The sequence below is a fragment of the Corynebacterium pseudodiphtheriticum DSM 44287 genome (genome assembly GCF_000688415.1).
Classification (GTDB): domain Bacteria; phylum Actinomycetota; class Actinomycetes; order Mycobacteriales; family Mycobacteriaceae; genus Corynebacterium; species Corynebacterium pseudodiphtheriticum.
Genome location: NZ_JIAH01000002.1, coordinates 1 through 16,750, shown reverse-complemented (window position 1 = coordinate 16,750; position 16,750 = coordinate 1). Strand labels below are relative to the sequence as shown.

Below are 16,750 nucleotides of genomic sequence, written 5' to 3'. Positions count from 1 at the left end.
TTGCCTGCGCTGTGGCAAAACTAGTGTTGGGGCAAAACTAGTGGCGGAGACGGACAGGAATCGAACCTGCCAGACCGAGATGCTCGGCCTCACCGGTTTTGAAGACCGGGGCGCCCACCAGGAACGCATACGCCTCCATCGCGTCAGTTTACTAGGGCACAGGTGCAGGGTGGCGGAGTAGGCAGCAAAATAACTAGCACACCGGTGCAGCGACGGCGCACAGGTAGCATAGACCTATGAGTGACGAAGCTGGAAGCAATAACATCAACCTCACCTCGTTTGCCGCCGGAGGTGGCTGCGCCTGCAAGATCCCGGCCGGGGAGTTGGAATCAGCCGTCGAGGGCCTCATCGGCAAAGCCGACCCCAACGTGCTGGTCGGACTGGACGACGGCGACGATGCCGCAGCCGTAAAAATCCAGGACGGGCTGGCCGTGATCTCCACCGCGGACTTTTTCACCCCCATGCTCAACGACCCTTACGACTGGGGCCGGGTGGCCGCCGCGAATGCGCTTTCCGACGTCTACGCCATGGGCGGCACCCCGGTGACCGCGATCAACCTGGTGGGCTGGCCCAACGACGTACTCGGCCTGGATGTGCTGCGCGAAGTCCTGCGCGGCGGCATGGACGTGGCCACCCAAGCAGGCATTTCTGTCACCGGTGGGCACTCGATCACCGCACCCGAACCCATGTACGGCATGGCTGCCACCGGCATTGTCTCCCCGGACAAACTCATGCGTAACGACGCCGCCCAACCCGGTTTGCCCATCACGCTGACCAAGCCGATCGGCGTCGGAATTCTGAATAACAAACACAAAGCCACCGGGGAGGTATCCCAGGCGGCCGTTGATTCCATGACCACCCTCAACCGCGAAGCTTCGCAGGCCGCGCTGGCGGCGGGCGCGCGGGCGGCCACGGATGTCACCGGCTTCGGTTTGCTGGGCCACTTGTACAAAATGTGCCGGGCATCCGGGGTGGCCGCGGAACTGGACTTTTCCGCGGTTCCTGCCATCGACGGCGCCAAGGAAGCGCTTGCCGACGGCTTCATCCCCGGCGGTTCGCGCCGCAACCTGGATTGGGTGCGCCCGCACTTGTCGGTGGAATCGGAGGCGATTTCGGAAGAAGACTTGATCTTCCTGGCCGACGCCCAAACCTCCGGCGGCTTGCTGGTCATCGGCGAAGTGCCTGGTTACCCGGTTATTGGCCGCACTGTGGAAGGCAACGTGGAAGGCAACGATGGTAGCGGCACCGGCGAGAACACCGCGTATATCTCGGTGCGCTAGCACTGCTTTAGTCCGGCGGCACCACCTTTAATCCGGGGGCACCGCGGGTACGCTACTCCGGCGTCACCACGTCGCCAGCTAAGCCCTGCTGCTCACGGCGACGCTGCGCACGACGCTTCTGTGGCCCAATGGTGGTGGACGGATCTTTCACTGCCTCCAGCCCGGCGTCCAACACCCCGAAGCGAGTGCAGGCAGAACCAGCCAACAACGACAGGCCCGAAAGCACCGAGACCGCGCGGGATTTCGTCACCGCCGACACCGCAGCACCCACACCACCAGCGGCGATGAGGTATTCCGAAGCCTTCATGAGCTTGCCGGACTTGCCGTGGTGCAAAGCCTCGCGCGGTTCCGGTTCCATGCCGTTTTCCAGCACCTTCGTGGCCACCAGATCACTCACAGCCGCCCCCATCGCTAACGCTCGGGCTGGGCCTGCACTATCCACTGGCGTAGTGACCATCGCGCAACCCGACGCCGCCGCCGAAGCCGAGGACACAAACACATACGGCAGGTGGTTTTTCATGTCATTCCACACCGGGTTCGAGGTATTCGACAACAGCACCGCCGTATAACCAGCCAGCGGGCCGCCCAAAACACCCGTGGCCGCACCAGCTGGCCCGGCGAGTTTCCGCAGCGCAGTGCGCGCGAATTTCGGCAACGGCAGACCACGACGACCAGCCAGCTCATCGACTTCCACCAGCGCCGGGATCGCCGAAGCACTGGCGAAGCTCATCAAAATCCACGAGCCCACAGACATCGGCGAGGTCACCTTGAACACGCGGAACATATTCAACGCGCGTTCCGGCCGGCCCAAATCCAGAATCAAAAACACGGAACCGAGCGACGCAGCAGATAGCGTCGTCAAGCGAGTTGTGCGCAGCAAGGGCTTGTTGCCGGTAGCCTGCGCGCCCGCGGCCAGCATGCCCGAGCCACCACTGACACCGCCGAGGAACAAATAAACGCCAATTGGCCACTCCCACGGCGGAGCCTTGACGACGGGTTTGCCGTAGTAGGAAGAAAACTCGAAGTCTTCTGCCATCCGCTCTTCTTTGGAACCATCCTGCGCACCCGCACCTGGCCGCTTGCGCTTCTTCTTCGGCTTTGTGCCATCGAACTTGCGGTAACGGTTCGGTCGTGCACCCTGCGGCGGGCGGTATTCGTCGAAGTTGCTCACTTCCGACCTCCCATAACAAACGCACCAGCCACGGCCAATGCCATGCCACCGATGGCCTTCACAGCGGTTTTATACATCTGCGGCAAATCCGCCGTCGGCACGCGCGGGTCTGGCGGCAAACCATAGACCTCAGGCGAATCCAACAGCAAGAAAATCGAGCCCGTGCCACCCACGCCATCGTCACTATTCGCGCCGTACAGACGGGCCTCGGTCAGCCCCTGTTCATGCAGCACGCGCACGCGCTGTTTCGCCGCGGCCAGCATGTCCTCGTAGGTGCCGAACTGAATAGAATCCGTCGGGCAGGTCTTCGAACACGCTGGTTGCTCGCCGACTTTCAGCCGGTCATAGCACATAGTGCATTTCTGGGCGACGCCAATATTTTTAATCGGCATGGACTTACCCGGGGTGTGGTCAATTTTGTTCGGGCCCTGCAGCCCACGCTGCTTCAACTTCGCCAGCACATTCACCCCGGCGTGCGAATTATCCTGGTAGTCCACGGTGGCGGTTTTGTCTTGCTTGAGCGTGACTCCGCCGTCGTCGCGGCGCTCAATAACACCAAACGGGCACCCAGCTACACACGTGCCGCAACCATTGCACACATCATCTTGCACGACGACGGTGCCGAACTCCGTGCGAAACAGCGCGCCCGTCGGGCACACGTCCAGGCAGCCGGCGTTGGTGCAGTGCTTGCATACGTCCGAGGACATCAACCAGCGGAAAGAATCCGTATCCGGCGGGGTGGTGTTGGTGGTCTCTGTTGCAGCGCCAGCGGGGCTACCGGTTGCAGCACCAGCGCCAACCGCCGACCCCATCTGACCAGCGTTCCCGTCCTGGCCACCGATCGTCGGCATGCCCAACGAAATCAGTTTTTTGCCCTCTGCGCGGGACTGCTCAATGCGGTCGTTGTTCTGCTCCACAAACGCCACGTGCCGCCAGGTATTCGCCCCCAGCGCGCCGGTGTTGTCATAGGAATCACCCGTAACCTCGTAGCCTTCCACGGGGTTGCGGTTCCACTCTTTGCAGGCAACCTCACAGGCCTTGCAGCCAATACACACCGAGGTATCGGTGAAAAATGCCATGCGCTGATAGTCGTCATAACCATGCGAGGAGGCGTTTTCGGTCAGAAGCATAGTCCTTTACTTCCCTTCTTCGCTCTCATCGGGGTTGTGCTGGTCAGCGCGATTCTCCGGCCCATACTCAGACTTGCCGACGGCATCCAGACGTTGCTGCCGCGAAGCTGCATCAGAAACACTGCCGTCTTCGCCAGTGAGCAACTCGTTGCCGCTTTCCACAGTCAGCTGCGCACGCTGCTGGTATTCCAGCAGCAAATCCCGGCGCGCCTGCCCGCGGGGGCGTCGGCCCGGTTGGATATCGCAAGCACCGATCTTTGAGTTCTGAATGAACACGTTCGGCTCCAGCGTCAGGCCCAGCAAGTCATTGGCGCCGTCGCCAGCAACTTCCGTGGTGTCGGATTCGCCGTAGTGGAACGGCAAACCAATCTGGTGAAATTCCTCGCCGTTGATCTGCAGCATCTGCATGCGATCGGTGACCAGCACCTGTGCTTCGATCACGCCACGTGGTGAGATGATCGTCGCCCACTCACCATTTTCTAGCCCGCGCTTGGCAGCCAGGTCCTTATCCACTTCACAGAACAAGCCCGGTTGTAGTTCCGCGAGGTACGGCAAGCGACGCGTCATGGCACCCGAGGTATACATCTCCGTCAACCGGTAAGTAGAAAAGACGAACGGGAATACCTCGGATCCTGGCTTGCCCGGTTCCGGACGCGAGAGGTTGTCTGCACGCTTGATTGGCATACGTGTCGGCGATTGCTGCTGGGTATACAGGATATTTCCCACCGGCGATTCGTGCGGTTCGTAGTGCGTCGGCAAGGGCCCATCCGACAGACCACTAGGCGCGAACAACCAGCCGCGCCCGTCGGACTGCATGATGAAGGCGTCGGTGCCGTCCAGCGCATCCGGGCCCACGGCGTCGGCAGGTGCCTTGTAGTCCGGGGCTTTGTCCACCGGGAAATCCGGCACGTCGTCGCCAACCCACTTGCCAGCGTCCTTGTCCCACCACACGTACTTCTTGCGCTCTGACCAGGGGGTTCCGTCCGGTCGCGCCGAGGCACGGTTGTACAAGATGCGGCGGTTCGACGGCCAGACCCAGCCCCAATCCAGCGCGACCTCGTTTTGTTCGCGGCCCGGGACCTTCTTCTGCGAATGGTTGATGCCGTCTTTATACACGCCGGTATAAATCCAGCAGCCGCCAGAGGTGGTGCCGTCGGCTTTCATCTCCACGAAGCTCGGCAGCAACTCGCCCTTGTTCGGCCCATCCAGGTAGTAGCCGTTGATCTCTTTGAGCACGTCCTCTGGGTTCGGCTCACCCTCCTCGGTTTCCACGTAATCCCAGGTGAGTTTCTGCACCGGCAGATCGCGCGGGTCCGTCGAATCCGCCAAGCGCTGCTTGATCTTCTTGCCCAGCTGGTAGAAGAACCACAAATCGCTCTTGGCATCACCCGGCGAAGGTGCGGCTTTAAACCGCCACTGCAACATGCGCTGGGTTTGCGTGAACGTACCGGCTTTTTCCGCGTGCGTGGCGGCCGGGAACAAGAAGACCTCGGTGCCGATCTCCTCGGTTTTCAGCTCACCAGTTTTGATCTCTGGCGCATCCTTCCAGAACGACGCCGTCTCAATCTCCTGAAAATCGCGCACGACCAGCCACTTCAGCGCAGCCAAACCACGGCGTTGCATACCACCGTTGGATTGCGCCACCGCCGGGTTCTGCCCAAAGACTAAGTAGCCTTCCACAGCGCCTTCCAGCATTGCCTCCAGCGTCTGATACGTAGAGTGCGCACCGGAAATCCGCGGCATCAGGTCATAGCCCCAATTGTTCTCGGCCGTTGCCGCATCGCCCCAGTAGGACTTCATCAGCGAGACGGCATAGCTCTCGCCAAGCTGCCAGAAGCCCTTCTGCGACTCCTCCCGAATCTCGTCACAGTATTCCTGCCAGCTTTGCTTGTCGACGCTCGGCATCGGCAAGTAGCCCGGCAGTGAATGGAACAGCGTCGGGATGTCCGTCGAACCCTGGATCGAGGCATGCCCACGCAAGGCCATGATGCCCGCACCCGGGCGGCCCACGTTACCCATCAGCAGCTGCAAAATTGCAGCGGTGCGGATGAACTGCGCGCCCAGCGTGTGTTGGGTAAAGCCCAGTGCATAAGCGAAACACGTGGTGCGATCCGGCTTGGAGTTATCCGCGATCGAATTAGCCAGGTAATAGAAATCTTCCTGCGAGATGCCGCAGGTTTCTTCCACCAGCTCCGGGGTATAGCGCGCGAAGTGGCGTTTCAGAATCTGGAACACACTGCGCGGATGCTGCAGGGTGTCGTCGCGTTCCACGTTCCAGGACGAGCCGTCGCCTTTCTGCTCGTACTGCCACGTATCGGTGAGGTATTTCCCGGTTTCGGGGTCAAAGCCCGAAAACAGTCCGTCGAGATCCTCCGTATCCTGGTAGCCTTCCGAGACCAACATCGGCGCATTGGTATATGCCACCACGTAGTCGTGGAAGTACAAGTCATTGTCCAGCATGTACTTGATCAATGCACCCAACAGCACAACGTCAGTGCCGCCGCGAATACCAATGTGGCGGTTCGCAAAAGCCGAGGTGCGCGTGTAGCGCGGGTCGACGTGGATGATGCGAGCGCCCCGCTTTTTCGCTTCTACTACCCACTGGAAACCCACCGGGTGGCATTCCGCCATGTTCGAACCCTCGATGACAATGCAGTCAGCGTTCGCCATATCCTGCAGCGGTTGTGTAGCACCGCCGCGGCCAAAGGAAGTTCCTAAACTAGGAACTGTGGCAGAGTGTCATATGCGCGCCTGGTTTTCTACCTGGATCGCGCCAGTAGCGGTAAACAGCTTTTTAATCAGGTAATTTTCTTCATTATCCAGCGTCGCACCGCCCAGCCCGGCGATGCCCATGGTGCGGTTGAGTCGGCGACCTTCGTCGTCGGTATCCTGCCAGCCATTACGGCGGGCTTCCAGGTAACGATCCGCGATCATGTCCATCGCGGTATCTTCATCCAATTCCTGCCATTCGGTGGAATAGGGTGCACGGTATTTGATCTTGGTTAGCCGCGATGCAGAGTTAATCAGCTGCTCAGAAGCCGAACCCTTCGGGCACAACCGGCCACGGGAAATCGGCGAATCTGGGTCGCCTTCCACCTGGATAACACGATCGTCTTTCACGTAAATGCGCTGTGAGCATCCCACCGCGCAATACGGGCAGACGGACTGCACGACGCGGTCCGCCTCCTCAATGCGGCCACGCTTGTCTTTGCTCTTTTGCGACTGCGTGTTGACGTCCCTACCAAAAGGGTCTCCGCCGCGAATCTGGCGCACAACAGGCCAGTTGAGGGGGCTAAAACGAGACATGCACTCAATGTATTCTGCACAAGTCCAAAAATCCAGCAAGGCAAGCCTTGGCATCACAGAATCAAATCCACCCGCGAACCCCTCCCGCACACCACACCCTAGATCCATTGTGTGCACCATCACAGCAGGTCACGCGGGCTTCTGCGTTTCCATAAGAATATATTTTCACGTCGTGTTGCGCCCCGAAAACTAGGGGGAGTACAGTCAAGGGAACATTCTTGAACAGAATGGTTCATCCAAAATAGACCGATCTGTTCATAATGAACGAAATTTAGCCCTACAAACTCACGCGATAAGGAACACTTATGGCACACAAAACCTCCGCGCAGGCGTCGACAAGCACGCCCGAGCACGCAGAAAGCAAGCACAAGCTCCCCAGCTGGGCCACCGGCTTCGGCGCACAAGTCATCGCCGGTTTGATCATCGGCGTGATCTTAGGATTAGTCGCCTCCAACATGGACACCGACCCGGAGAACCCGGGCTGGCTGACCAGCATTCTTAGCAACGTCGGCAGCGCCTATGTGCAGTTGCTGAAAGTCATGGTGCCGCCGCTGATCTTCGCTGCAGTGGTCACCTCTGTAGCAAACCTGCGCAAGGTCACCAACGCCGCGTCCCTGGCGTTTTCCACGCTGCTCTGGTTCGCGATCACCGCGTTTTTCTCCGTTATCGTCGGCATCGTCGTCGCTCTGGCACTGAAGCCGGGCGTCGGCACCAGCGTCGATGCTTCCCAGGCGCAAGACCCATCCAGCATGGGTTCGTGGACGGCCTTCTTCGAACAACTGCTGCCGCAGAACTTCTTCGGGCTGAATGCGTCGGTCAGCGACGGCGAAGTCTCCTTAAGCTTCGGTGCCCTGCAGCTGCTAGTAATTTCCCTGGCCATTGGTATCGCCGCGGTGAAAGCCGGTAAGGCCGCGGATCCATTTTTACGGTTTACCGAATCCTTCTTGAAGGTCATCCAGGTAGTGCTGTGGTGGATCATCCGCCTGGCACCAATCGGCACCGCTGCGTTAATTGGTAAAGCCGTAGCCACCTACGGCTGGGACGCAATGGGCTCACTAGGCAAATTCGTGCTCGCAGTCTACATCGGCCTGGCCTTAGTCTTCCTGGTGGTCTACCCGGCCGTCATGAAGGCACACAATATCCCGGTTTTTGGTTTTTACAAGCGCATCTGGCCAGTCATTTCCCTGGGCTTTGTCACCCGTTCCTCGATGGGCGTCATGCCAGCAACGCAACGCTTCAGCGAACGCGCCATAGGTGTTCCCCGCGAGTACGCTTCCTTCGCCATCCCGCTGGGTGCAACCACCAAGATGGACGGCTGCGCTTCGGTCTACCCTGCCGTCGCCGCGATCTTCGTTGCCCAGTTCTACGGCATTGACCTGGACTTCACCCAGTACCTGCTGATCATCTTCGTTTCCGTCATTGGTTCCGCAGCCACCGCAGGCACCACCGGCGCCACCGTCATGCTGACGCTGACCTTGTCGACGCTAGGCCTACCACTGGCTGGTGTGGGCTTGCTGCTAGCCGTCGAACCAATCGTCGATATGGGCCGTACCGCACTGAACGTCACCGGTCAGATCCTGGCTGCGACGGTCGTCGCCAAGCGCGCCGGCATCCAAGACAAGGATGTATGGGATGCTGCCGAAAGCGGTGTCAACGACCTGCTGAATGACGATGCTCAGGATGACGACTCGCTGGATGACGCCGCCTCCAACCCTGGATCCAACTCGGAGCCCGACTCTGACGCAAACTTCGAATCAGGTGCACATCCACACACCAATTCGCCATCCGAAACACAAACCAGATCACATTCAGTGAGTGTTTCTAGCCGCTAGTGAAAATCTCGGTCCCCCAGACCTAAAACATTTCACGACCATTCCCCGCCACTGCTTTTTGCAGTTGGCGGGGATTTTTTAAAGAAACACTACTTATTTTCCGTATGCTATCGGTCGAATTTTCCGCGACTTACGCTACTTATTTTACCCGCCCTACGCTACTTATTTTCCATATTGTTCCGTAATGGTCATTAGATGACTGTGAAAAATTAAACGAATAAATTTTCGATTCTGAGCAAATTCAAGCGCTCCCATTCTGGATCTTTGCTAGCGTTTGGCCTAAGCAATGGTTAGTAATGGTTCCGCAACGCCCGCACCGAAACGACACGCGAGGGCACAAACCAACAACCCTAGGGGGTTCAGAAGGCGCGGAAGCCGCAGTAACGTTAAACAAGGAGGCGACGATGGCGACAATCCTCGATATAGGTCAATACATCACCGAACTGCTTCCTGGCGTCGACAAGATGAAGCTATACAAGCTGTGCTATTTCTCCCAAGGCTGGCATTTGGCATGGACTGGCAAGCCCTTGTTTGCCGATGAATTCGAAGGCTGGCGCCACGGCCCTGTCTCCCCACAGCTGCGCCACCACACCGAGACAGCAGCCAAGGGTGACACTGAACCGTGAGGAGCCAGGTAACAGAGTGATGAGCATACAAACGATTCATGATGAGTTTGCCAACCATATTCAATCTGGGAAACCTTCCCCGACAATGCCGACTCAGGGATCTCACGATCCTGCACCATCCCTAGCTGACTTCAGAAAGTCTGCCGCAAAAATTAGCAAAGAGTGGAATTCCGTTTTCGAGCTGCTCGCTACACGGTAAAACGCAATGCCCGAACCCTCACAAAGCCGTGAAGAAATCAAAGCCGCATAAAATCACAGCGACGGCCCCGGGCCACCAGAGTAAAATTGAAACCATGAACACGCTGGAATTTCGCCCCGAGACCACCCTGCGCGAGATCGTCAATACCGACTATGGCTACTCGCAGATTTTCGAAAAATTCCGCATCGATTTCTGCTGCAACGGCCACCGCACGCTACACCAGGCAGCCCAGGATGCAGAAATCCCCGTCGAGCACCTCATCGGCACGCTGCAGGATGCCCAGTTACCAACCAACCAGCAGGCTCATGCCGACGCCAGCCCTGCCGATCCAGCCACAGCAGCAGGCGTCGACAAGCACAGCGATGAGGCTACACCGCATGCCAACGCCCGGGTACTCTCTGCACAAGCGCACGACATCGTCGACATCCACCACTCCTACTGCTGGCTCGAAATGCCGGAATTGCAGGAGCTCGTGCATAAAGTCGCTCGCGTGCACGGCGATGCACACCCGGAACTGGCAAAAGTAAAAGAATTCTTCGACACCGTCGTCGAGGAAATGTCCGAGCACCTCAGCCGCGAAGAACGCTTCGTCTTCCCCGCAATTTCCGCCATGGAACGCACCGGCACCGCAGCCACCAACCTGGACCACGAACTACGCGCACTTATGTCCGAACATGACGCCGCCGGCACGCTCATGCGCACCATCGCAGAACTCACCGACGATTTCACCTCACCCAACGATGCCTGCCCGTCGTACCAGATGATGAATGAACGCCTGGCGAAATTCCGCAGCGACCTGCACCTACACGTGCACAAGGAGAACAACCAGCTATTCCCGCAGGCCCTGGAATACAGCAAAGCACTGGGTTAGGCTGCGGTGGAGGCTTGTGCGGGATTAACTTTCCCAGAACCTAATCCGCCACCGGTTTTTACTACCAGCAGCTCTGAGAACCCCGGTACAGTTTCCTTGTGTCAGCCGGGATTTATTGGCTCGAATCGAGGCCGTCGACAAGCAAGCGCTGGGCAAGCGTGTAAGTCGACATCACGCCAATCTCCGCGACCGCACGAGGGAAACGGCGTTGCAGGTACATCCGCCGCAGCAGAATCAGCGCATCACTGACTAAAAACAGCACGGAACCAGCGGCAAAGCGAGCGTTCTTAACCTTCGCACCCACTAACCCTGACGTGCCCAACACCGAGGTCATCGCAACCAAGCCACCATACCCGGCAGCCGCAGGCAGCACACGTGGATCATGCCGGGCCGCCTGGCTGGCCAAACCCACCAGCCCTGCGCCGTGCACGGCCAGCACCCCCGGATGCACACGCGCCCCCTGCCGCCACGCACGCACCTGATAACACACATGTGCCACACCGAAAGCCAACGCCGCGGAATTCAGACTATTCCCGGAAGCTTTCGCATCCTGGCCCAAGGCCTGAGGAGTCTGCAGAATTACGTCACCGCAGGTAGACCCCGCCACAGCGCCCAGCAAAAGCACATTGTCCGTTGCTTGCCGACGCCTCCAGCCGCGCACCACGGTGCCCGCCAGCGATACCCCGATTAGCGGTTTAAACACCCGCAACAACCGGTGCCGCTCGGTAGCCGCGGCAGCGGTGGCAATCGTCGAGCTAGCAGCAAACAGGAGCCGTTCAGGTTGGGAAAATACTCGCATGCTCTGCAGTGTATCCTGCTTCACGTTTTAGCGCCGTCGCGCGCGCAACACCAGATCGCGGTGATGGTGCGACCCGCCGCCACGTTCGAGGTTCTTTTCAAACACGTAGTCGTCGACAAGTTCCAACTCCGTCAGCTGTTCTTTCAGGCGCGCTGGCATCAGGTACTTCTCGGATTCCATATCGTGGTGCACAAAAATCAACCAGCCACCCGGCGCAACCAACGATTCCAGCTTGGGCACATCGTCGTCGCTAAGCTGCCCGAAAAAGCAGATGACCAAATCAAACATGGCTCGTTCAAAATCCTGGAAGCTCACCGCTCGTGCGTCGACCTGCACGCCGTTTTCGGCCGCCAACTCCTCAGCGCGGCGCACGGCGGTCGGGGCATGATCAATGGCCGTGACCTGCCAACCCTGCTGCGCCAACCACACGGCGTCTGCTCCCTCGCCGCAGCCGATATCCAACGCGGTGCGCGGGCTCGCACCATCCAGCCCCATGCCTGCAACCGCGTTCAGCAGCGCCGCATTCGGATCCCCGGACCACACACGCTCATTGCTGGCATAACGATCCTCCATCGCGGCAGCCGACGGCGCATGGTGCGCAGAATTGTGGTGGCCGGGAACGTTACTATCAGAATGTGTGCTGTCAGTGTGCATTGCGGAGTCCTTTCGCACGGGTACCTCTAGGAAAATTTTACCGTTGCGCCAGGACCGCGGGCGGGCTTGCTAAAGACTCCAGCCCGCAGCAGAAACTAACACCTACTGCTTATCGGACTGTACCCAGTCATAGGGCAGGTACTTGCCGTCGATGGTGATGTGTACGCGGTCGCCACCAGGGTGTTCCACGCGCTTGAAATCAAGGCTGCAATTGATCGCGCTCATAATTCCGTCGCCGAATTCATCATGAATCAACGCCTTCAAGGCCGGGCCGTAGACGTCGATGAGTTCATGGAAACGATAAATGGTCGGGTCCGTGGCGATTTCACGCTCCGGAACGCGGGTTGGCTGCCTGCGCAAAGCCTTGACCAGCTCGTCGTCAAGCTCGAGTTCTTTGCGTAAAAACTCCGCAACCTCTTCTGGCACTGGGTGCATACCCAACACAGCAGAAACTAGCCAGACATTCGGGCACTCGGCGCGCTCGGCAAGCTCTGACCAGCTCAAGCCCTTTTCTTGGCGCAATTCATCAATAATGATGCCTGCATCTTGCTTGGATAACATATGTGCTCCTCACAGCTGGTTTTACTCGTGAACCTGCCTCAAGTTTAGCGGAAATAGATAGCCACCGGGTTCTGGTTAAACAGTTCGATTTGCATATCCATGTCGTAAATAGAGCGCATAACTTCTTTATTCATGATCTCACCCGGCGATCCCGCATGCACAAGTTGACCATGCTTCAGCGCAATAATGTGATCCGAATATGCCGCCGCAAAATTAATGTCATGGATCACCACCACGATGGTTTTCCCCTGCTCATCGCACGCTTTACGCAGCATTTTCATCATGGACACTGCGTAACGCATATCCAAGTTATTCAGCGGCTCATCCAGCAGAATATAGTCAGTATCCTGCGCTAACACCATGGCGACGAAAGCCCGTTGTCGCTGTCCACCGGATAACTCATCCAACGCATGATCGGCCATGTGCTCCAGGCCCATCTGTTCAATGGCGTCATCAACGTATTTTTTATCGTCTGCGGTCAGTCGACCTTGCGTGTGAGGGAAACGCCCGAATTCCACCAGCTCGCGTACCGTCAGGCGTACCACCAGGTGGTTTTCCTGCCGCAGGATCGACATAGTGCGTGCCAGCTCTGGGCCTGGAGTGGTGGATACATCCAGATCATCAATTAGCACCGCACCTTCGGTAATTGGTTCCAGGCGAGCGATCATCTGCAGCAAAGTGGACTTACCCGCACCATTCGGCCCAATTACCGAGGTGAATTTACCACGCGGGATCGTGGTGGAAATATTATCGACGACGGTGTGCTCGTCGTAGCGTTTGGTGACGTCTTCGATGCGGATCATTTGTTGATTCCACCTTTCCGGAGCAACAAGTACAAGAAGGCCAGGCCACCGAAGAGTTCGATGATAATCGACAGCGCAGTATTAAACGCAAAGACTTGACCCAAGATAAACTGGCCGGCTAGTAACGCGGTAATACCAATCAGCACAGCGCCAGGAAGTGTCCACGCATGGCGATCAGTACGCATCAGCTGGTACGACAAGTGCGCGACCAGCAAACCAAAGAACAGTACCGGGCCGACGAGCGCCGTTGAACTAGACACCAGCACCGCGATCAACACCAAAGTGATAATGACTTCGCGTCGGTAATTGATACCCAAGTTCACCGAAATATCTCGGCCCAGCAACAGCGTGTCGTAAATGCGGCGTTTGCGCCACATCACAGCCGCGCAACCAATGGTGAGCGCGGTGGTCACCCACAACAAATTCTTGTCGACGTAGCTAAAATTCGCGAAAAATCTATCTTGCAGCGCAGCATGCAAACCCGGATCAATCAGCCGCTGCAGCAGCGAGGACACGCTACGGAAAAAGACTCCGAAGACAATGCCCACTAGTAACAATAGATCCAAGCTGGTACGACCGCCGCGGAACATCAGTGCATACAGCAGGATGGCAAAGCCAACCATGATGCCAACTTCCACCGCGAATAGCCCCCGTGCTTCCCACGGCGAAAGCGCGCTGAGCCCAAAGAAATACACCAACGCGGTTTGCAGCAGGATATAAAGGGCATCAAAGCCCATCAGTGACGGGGTTAAAATTCGGTTGGCGGTAATAGTCTGAAACAACACCGTCGACAAGCCGATGGATGTAGCGACGACAATGAGCCCACCAGCGATGTAGGCGCGGCGTTCTAGGGCCCACTGCCAAGCTTTCGGCAAATCCCAAGCCAGGAACAGCCCCAAACTCACCAGCGCTAGAACGAGCAGGATAGACAACGTCAGTGTACGTTTGTGGTTAGCGTGCATGCTGATGCCTCCGGAGCAAAATGACCAAGAAGATCGCACCACCGACGACGCCGACGACCGTACCCACCGGAATTTCAAATGGATAGCGCAGCAGGCGTCCGGCTAGATCACAGACCAAAGTAAAACCGGCGCCAAGGATCATCACCCATGGCAGGGAGCGTCGCGCATTATCCCCGAAATACAGTGAGACTATGTTGGGCACCACCAAACCCAAAAATGGCAAAGAACCAATTACCGTAACAACGATCGCCGCGGTAATCGCCACAATAACCAGCCCGAGGGTTTCTGTGCGTTTGAAGTTAATGCCAGCGTTAATGGCGTAGCTTTTACCCAGCCCCAACAAGGTGAACCGATCGGCGACGAAATAAGAGATCACCAGCATCACCGCGACCAACATCAGCAGCTCCCAGCGTCCGACGATTGTGCCGGCGAAAGAGCCTAATTGCCAGGCATTAAGAGACTGAATGAGATCCACGTCCAGGGCAATAAACGTCGAGATCGCACCGATAACGGTACCGATCATGATGCCGACCAACGGCACGATGAAGCCCTTGCGGTGGCGCAGGCGACCGATTGTGAAAATGAACAACGCTGTACCGGCGATAGCAGCCACACAAGCGACCGCCATTTTGACAAAAATAGGCGAGGCTGGCGCAAAGATAGTGATCAACAGCAAACCAAGCGCGGCTGATTCTGTAGTGCCGACAGTCGATGGTTCCACAAAGCGGTTTTGTGTCAGCAGTTGCATCAGCAAACCAGCCATCGCTAGCGCAGACCCAGCCAGCAGGACTGCGGCTGTGCGCGGCAAGCGTGATTGGCGTAGTAGCTCCCAGTCAAAGTCAGCGGCGCCAATCATGATACTAGCCCCTGCCAAGGCAATGAGAATGCCTATGGCCAGGGGCATAGCCCACCAACGGTGCAAAAGTTTCATCAGGAAATACTAGAGCGCTGCTTCGACTTCGTCGATCATGGCGTCAACGTTGTTGATGCCACCGCCCATCAAGTACCACAGTTCAGGCGACAGGTAGACGATATTGTCGTTCTCTGCTGCCTTGGTGCCCTGAACCAGTGGGTTATCCAGGGTTGCCTCGGCGGTAGCTTCATCAGAACCACGGGCTGCGTCACGGTCAATGACGAAGATGTAGTCCGGGTCAGCGTCCGCAATGTATTCGAAGGAGACGACCTCACCGTAGCGACCATCCATCTTTACTTCTGCAGCTTCTTTGAAGCCGAATGCATTGTGAATCGCGCCGAAACGGGAACCCGGAGCGAAAGCGTGGGTCTCGCCACCGTTCGTCATCAGGATCAGAGCGTTCAGGTCTTCAGCCTCAACTTTCTCCTTCAGTTCGTCGGCACGCTTCTGGATAGCCTCGATCTTTTCGTTCGCTTGTTTCTGCACGTCCTCACCGAACAGACCAGCCAAGTTATGGGCGGTCTCCAGGTTCAGGTCCAAGCTGCCCTCGGTGTAGTCGGTGGAGTAGTCCAAAGCAGGAGCAATCTTGCCCAACTCTTCCACCAGGGATGGTTCGCGAGCAGTACGCGCACCCATCAAAATGACATCTGGCTCAGCAGAGGCGATAGCTTCCAAGTCCGGCTCGCTCATTCCGCCGGCCTCTGCAGTATCAGCATATTCTTCTGCAAACGCTGGTGGATTGTTGCTGGTTGGAGTAAGCACGACAGAATCGCCCTTGCCCAGAGAATCAATCACGTCCAGGACGGAGTAGTCCAAAACAACAATATTTTCTGGCATGGCGTCCAGCTCTATCTCACCGTTGTTATCGGTGACGGTAAATTTGCCTTCTGCAGAAGCAGCTGAATCAGCGCTCGTATTGGACTCACCAGCAGTGTTTGTCTCATCAGCGCTGCTGCACCCTGCCACTACCAATCCGGCGGCACAGACAGTAGCGATAGTTTTCGCTAATTTCGCAGTCGTCTTAGTCATTAATCGGTCTCCTCCTGAACCCTCACTGCGAGTTCGGGCAAATTATCATGAGTTGATCACAGGTTTCTTAGATTAACCTGACACAAAGCAAATTATCTTAGGCTTTCGGAATAGTCAACAAAATATGAATAAATAACTCACAGCAAAACCCGCACTTTTATTGCAGGTTCTCGCTTCAACATTTAACCGAGAATCCGAAATTACAGCCCTTAAAAGAGACATACAAAAGCCCGGATCATCACCGCGTCATAGTGATAATCCGAGCTCTTCTGTGTGCGCCCGGAGGTGTCTGATTCCATGACATCGTTCCGCTCTGTCTCACGACATCCTTCCGCCCCTCAAGGCTCTGATGTGCCACAACATCGTTCCGCTGTTCTCACACAACCACCCCAACAGGGACAATGAGGACACACGCACCACCTTAGGATGTAGCGAGACATACTTCCGCCCAAAATAGAGCATGGGCAAGAAACACACTTCCAACAAAGTCATCGTCGAAACCATCCTCGCGACCGGCATGAGTCATAAAGATGCCGCCGCACTCTTTAACGTCAGCACCCGCTGGATCCGCGAACTACTCCACCGCTATCGAGAAGGTGGCTACCAAGCACTAC

General features: G+C 57.3%; 15 protein-coding genes and 1 tRNA gene. 5 read left to right on the top strand and 11 right to left on the bottom strand.

What is annotated here, in order from left to right; all coding sequences use genetic code 11:
* Nucleotides 1-41: 41 nt before the first annotated feature.
* Nucleotides 42-137 (bottom strand) — tRNA-Sec (locus O146_RS0100415).
* Between the two features lie 99 nt (nucleotides 138-236).
* On the opposite strand from O146_RS0100415, the gene selD reads away from it, so the two are divergent.
* Complete coding sequence (gene selD / locus O146_RS0100410; RefSeq protein ID WP_027017372.1) at nucleotides 237-1,280, top strand: selenide, water dikinase SelD; 1,044 nt, start codon at nucleotides 237-239, stop codon at nucleotides 1,278-1,280.
* A 52-nt stretch (nucleotides 1,281-1,332) separates the two neighbouring features.
* Here selD and nrfD read toward each other — a convergent pair whose 3' ends face one another.
* From nrfD to fdnG, 3 genes are read right to left on the bottom strand one after another with little or no spacing between them, the layout of a single operon-like run.
* Entirely contained in the window at nucleotides 1,333-2,451 is a 1,119-nt protein-coding gene (gene nrfD / locus O146_RS0100405) for an NrfD/PsrC family molybdoenzyme membrane anchor subunit (protein ID WP_023018519.1), read from the bottom strand.
* On the bottom strand, nucleotides 2,448-3,581 hold the full coding sequence (locus tag O146_RS0100400; RefSeq protein WP_027017371.1) for a 4Fe-4S dicluster domain-containing protein: 1,134 nt from the start codon (nucleotides 3,579-3,581) through the stop codon (nucleotides 2,448-2,450). Before O146_RS0100400 ends, nrfD begins: the two co-directional genes overlap by 4 nt.
* A gap of 6 nt (nucleotides 3,582-3,587) precedes the next feature.
* The gene (gene fdnG, locus O146_RS0100395) at nucleotides 3,588-6,887 is read right to left on the bottom strand and encodes a formate dehydrogenase-N subunit alpha (protein ID WP_244266777.1); all 3,300 of its coding nucleotides are present in this window, start codon (nucleotides 6,885-6,887) and stop codon (nucleotides 3,588-3,590) included.
* Between the two features lie 305 nt (nucleotides 6,888-7,192).
* Between fdnG and O146_RS10515 the strand changes: the two genes are divergently transcribed.
* From O146_RS10515 to O146_RS0100375, 3 genes are all read left to right on the top strand, one after another.
* Complete coding sequence (locus O146_RS10515; RefSeq protein WP_051619162.1) at nucleotides 7,193-8,719, top strand: dicarboxylate/amino acid:cation symporter; 1,527 nt, start codon at nucleotides 7,193-7,195, stop codon at nucleotides 8,717-8,719.
* 404 nt (nucleotides 8,720-9,123) lie between these two features.
* Nucleotides 9,124-9,345 (top strand): Panacea domain-containing protein, encoded by a 222-nt coding sequence (locus tag O146_RS10510; RefSeq protein WP_051619159.1) that lies wholly within the window; start codon nucleotides 9,124-9,126, stop codon nucleotides 9,343-9,345.
* 293 nt (nucleotides 9,346-9,638) lie between these two features.
* Nucleotides 9,639-10,415 carry a DUF542 domain-containing protein gene (locus O146_RS0100375; RefSeq protein WP_027017369.1) on the top strand — a complete coding sequence of 259 codons (777 nt, stop codon included), beginning with the start codon at nucleotides 9,639-9,641 and terminating at the stop codon, nucleotides 10,413-10,415.
* 112 nt (nucleotides 10,416-10,527) lie between these two features.
* Here O146_RS0100375 and O146_RS12010 read toward each other — a convergent pair whose 3' ends face one another.
* From O146_RS12010 to O146_RS10500, 7 genes are all read right to left on the bottom strand, one after another.
* Complete coding sequence (locus O146_RS12010) at nucleotides 10,528-11,214, bottom strand: lysoplasmalogenase (RefSeq protein ID WP_027017368.1); 687 nt, start codon at nucleotides 11,212-11,214, stop codon at nucleotides 10,528-10,530.
* A gap of 27 nt (nucleotides 11,215-11,241) precedes the next feature.
* Nucleotides 11,242-11,868 carry a class I SAM-dependent methyltransferase gene (locus tag O146_RS0100365; RefSeq protein WP_027017367.1) on the bottom strand — a complete coding sequence of 209 codons (627 nt, stop codon included), beginning with the start codon at nucleotides 11,866-11,868 and terminating at the stop codon, nucleotides 11,242-11,244.
* 102 nt (nucleotides 11,869-11,970) lie between these two features.
* Nucleotides 11,971-12,429: a cyanase gene (cynS, locus tag O146_RS0100360; protein ID WP_021353147.1), complete on the bottom strand. Its 459-nt coding sequence runs from the start codon at nucleotides 12,427-12,429 to the stop codon at nucleotides 11,971-11,973.
* Between the two features lie 44 nt (nucleotides 12,430-12,473).
* Entirely contained in the window at nucleotides 12,474-13,232 is a 759-nt protein-coding gene (locus O146_RS0100355; RefSeq protein ID WP_021353148.1) for an iron ABC transporter ATP-binding protein, read from the bottom strand.
* Nucleotides 13,229-14,194 (bottom strand): iron chelate uptake ABC transporter family permease subunit, encoded by a 966-nt coding sequence (locus tag O146_RS0100350; RefSeq protein WP_035000428.1) that lies wholly within the window; start codon nucleotides 14,192-14,194, stop codon nucleotides 13,229-13,231. The genes O146_RS0100355 and O146_RS0100350 overlap by 4 nt, the downstream gene beginning before the upstream one ends.
* Nucleotides 14,184-15,125: an ABC transporter permease gene (locus tag O146_RS0100345; protein WP_198010699.1), complete on the bottom strand. Its 942-nt coding sequence runs from the start codon at nucleotides 15,123-15,125 to the stop codon at nucleotides 14,184-14,186. The genes O146_RS0100350 and O146_RS0100345 overlap by 11 nt, the downstream gene beginning before the upstream one ends.
* Before the next feature lie 9 nt (nucleotides 15,126-15,134).
* Complete coding sequence (locus O146_RS10500) at nucleotides 15,135-16,136, bottom strand: siderophore ABC transporter substrate-binding protein (protein WP_051619155.1); 1,002 nt, start codon at nucleotides 16,134-16,136, stop codon at nucleotides 15,135-15,137.
* A gap of 460 nt (nucleotides 16,137-16,596) precedes the next feature.
* On the opposite strand from O146_RS10500, the gene O146_RS13130 reads away from it, so the two are divergent.
* Nucleotides 16,597-16,750: helix-turn-helix domain-containing protein (locus tag O146_RS13130; RefSeq protein WP_035000427.1), on the top strand; the 154-nt coding region annotated here is incomplete at its 3' end.

Coding starts and splice junctions, on each gene's coding strand:
- O146_RS0100400 (WP_027017371.1), bottom strand. CDS start 3,581: ATGCTTCTGACCGAAAACGCCTCCTCGCATGGTTATGACGACTATCAG.
- O146_RS0100375 (WP_027017369.1), top strand. CDS start 9,639: ATGAACACGCTGGAATTTCGCCCCGAGACCACCCTGCGCGAGATCGTC.
- O146_RS0100345 (WP_198010699.1), bottom strand. CDS start 15,125: ATGAAACTTTTGCACCGTTGGTGGGCTATGCCCCTGGCCATAGGCATT.
- cynS (WP_021353147.1), bottom strand. CDS start 12,429: ATGTTATCCAAGCAAGATGCAGGCATCATTATTGATGAATTGCGCCAA.
- O146_RS10515 (WP_051619162.1), top strand. CDS start 7,193: ATGGCACACAAAACCTCCGCGCAGGCGTCGACAAGCACGCCCGAGCAC.
- selD (WP_027017372.1), top strand. CDS start 237: ATGAGTGACGAAGCTGGAAGCAATAACATCAACCTCACCTCGTTTGCC.
- O146_RS0100365 (WP_027017367.1), bottom strand. CDS start 11,868: ATGCACACTGACAGCACACATTCTGATAGTAACGTTCCCGGCCACCAC.
- O146_RS10510 (WP_051619159.1), top strand. CDS start 9,124: ATGGCGACAATCCTCGATATAGGTCAATACATCACCGAACTGCTTCCT.
- O146_RS0100350 (WP_035000428.1), bottom strand. CDS start 14,194: ATGCACGCTAACCACAAACGTACACTGACGTTGTCTATCCTGCTCGTT.
- O146_RS12010 (WP_027017368.1), bottom strand. CDS start 11,214: ATGCGAGTATTTTCCCAACCTGAACGGCTCCTGTTTGCTGCTAGCTCG.
- O146_RS10500 (WP_051619155.1), bottom strand. CDS start 16,136: ATGACTAAGACGACTGCGAAATTAGCGAAAACTATCGCTACTGTCTGT.
- O146_RS0100355 (WP_021353148.1), bottom strand. CDS start 13,232: ATGATCCGCATCGAAGACGTCACCAAACGCTACGACGAGCACACCGTC.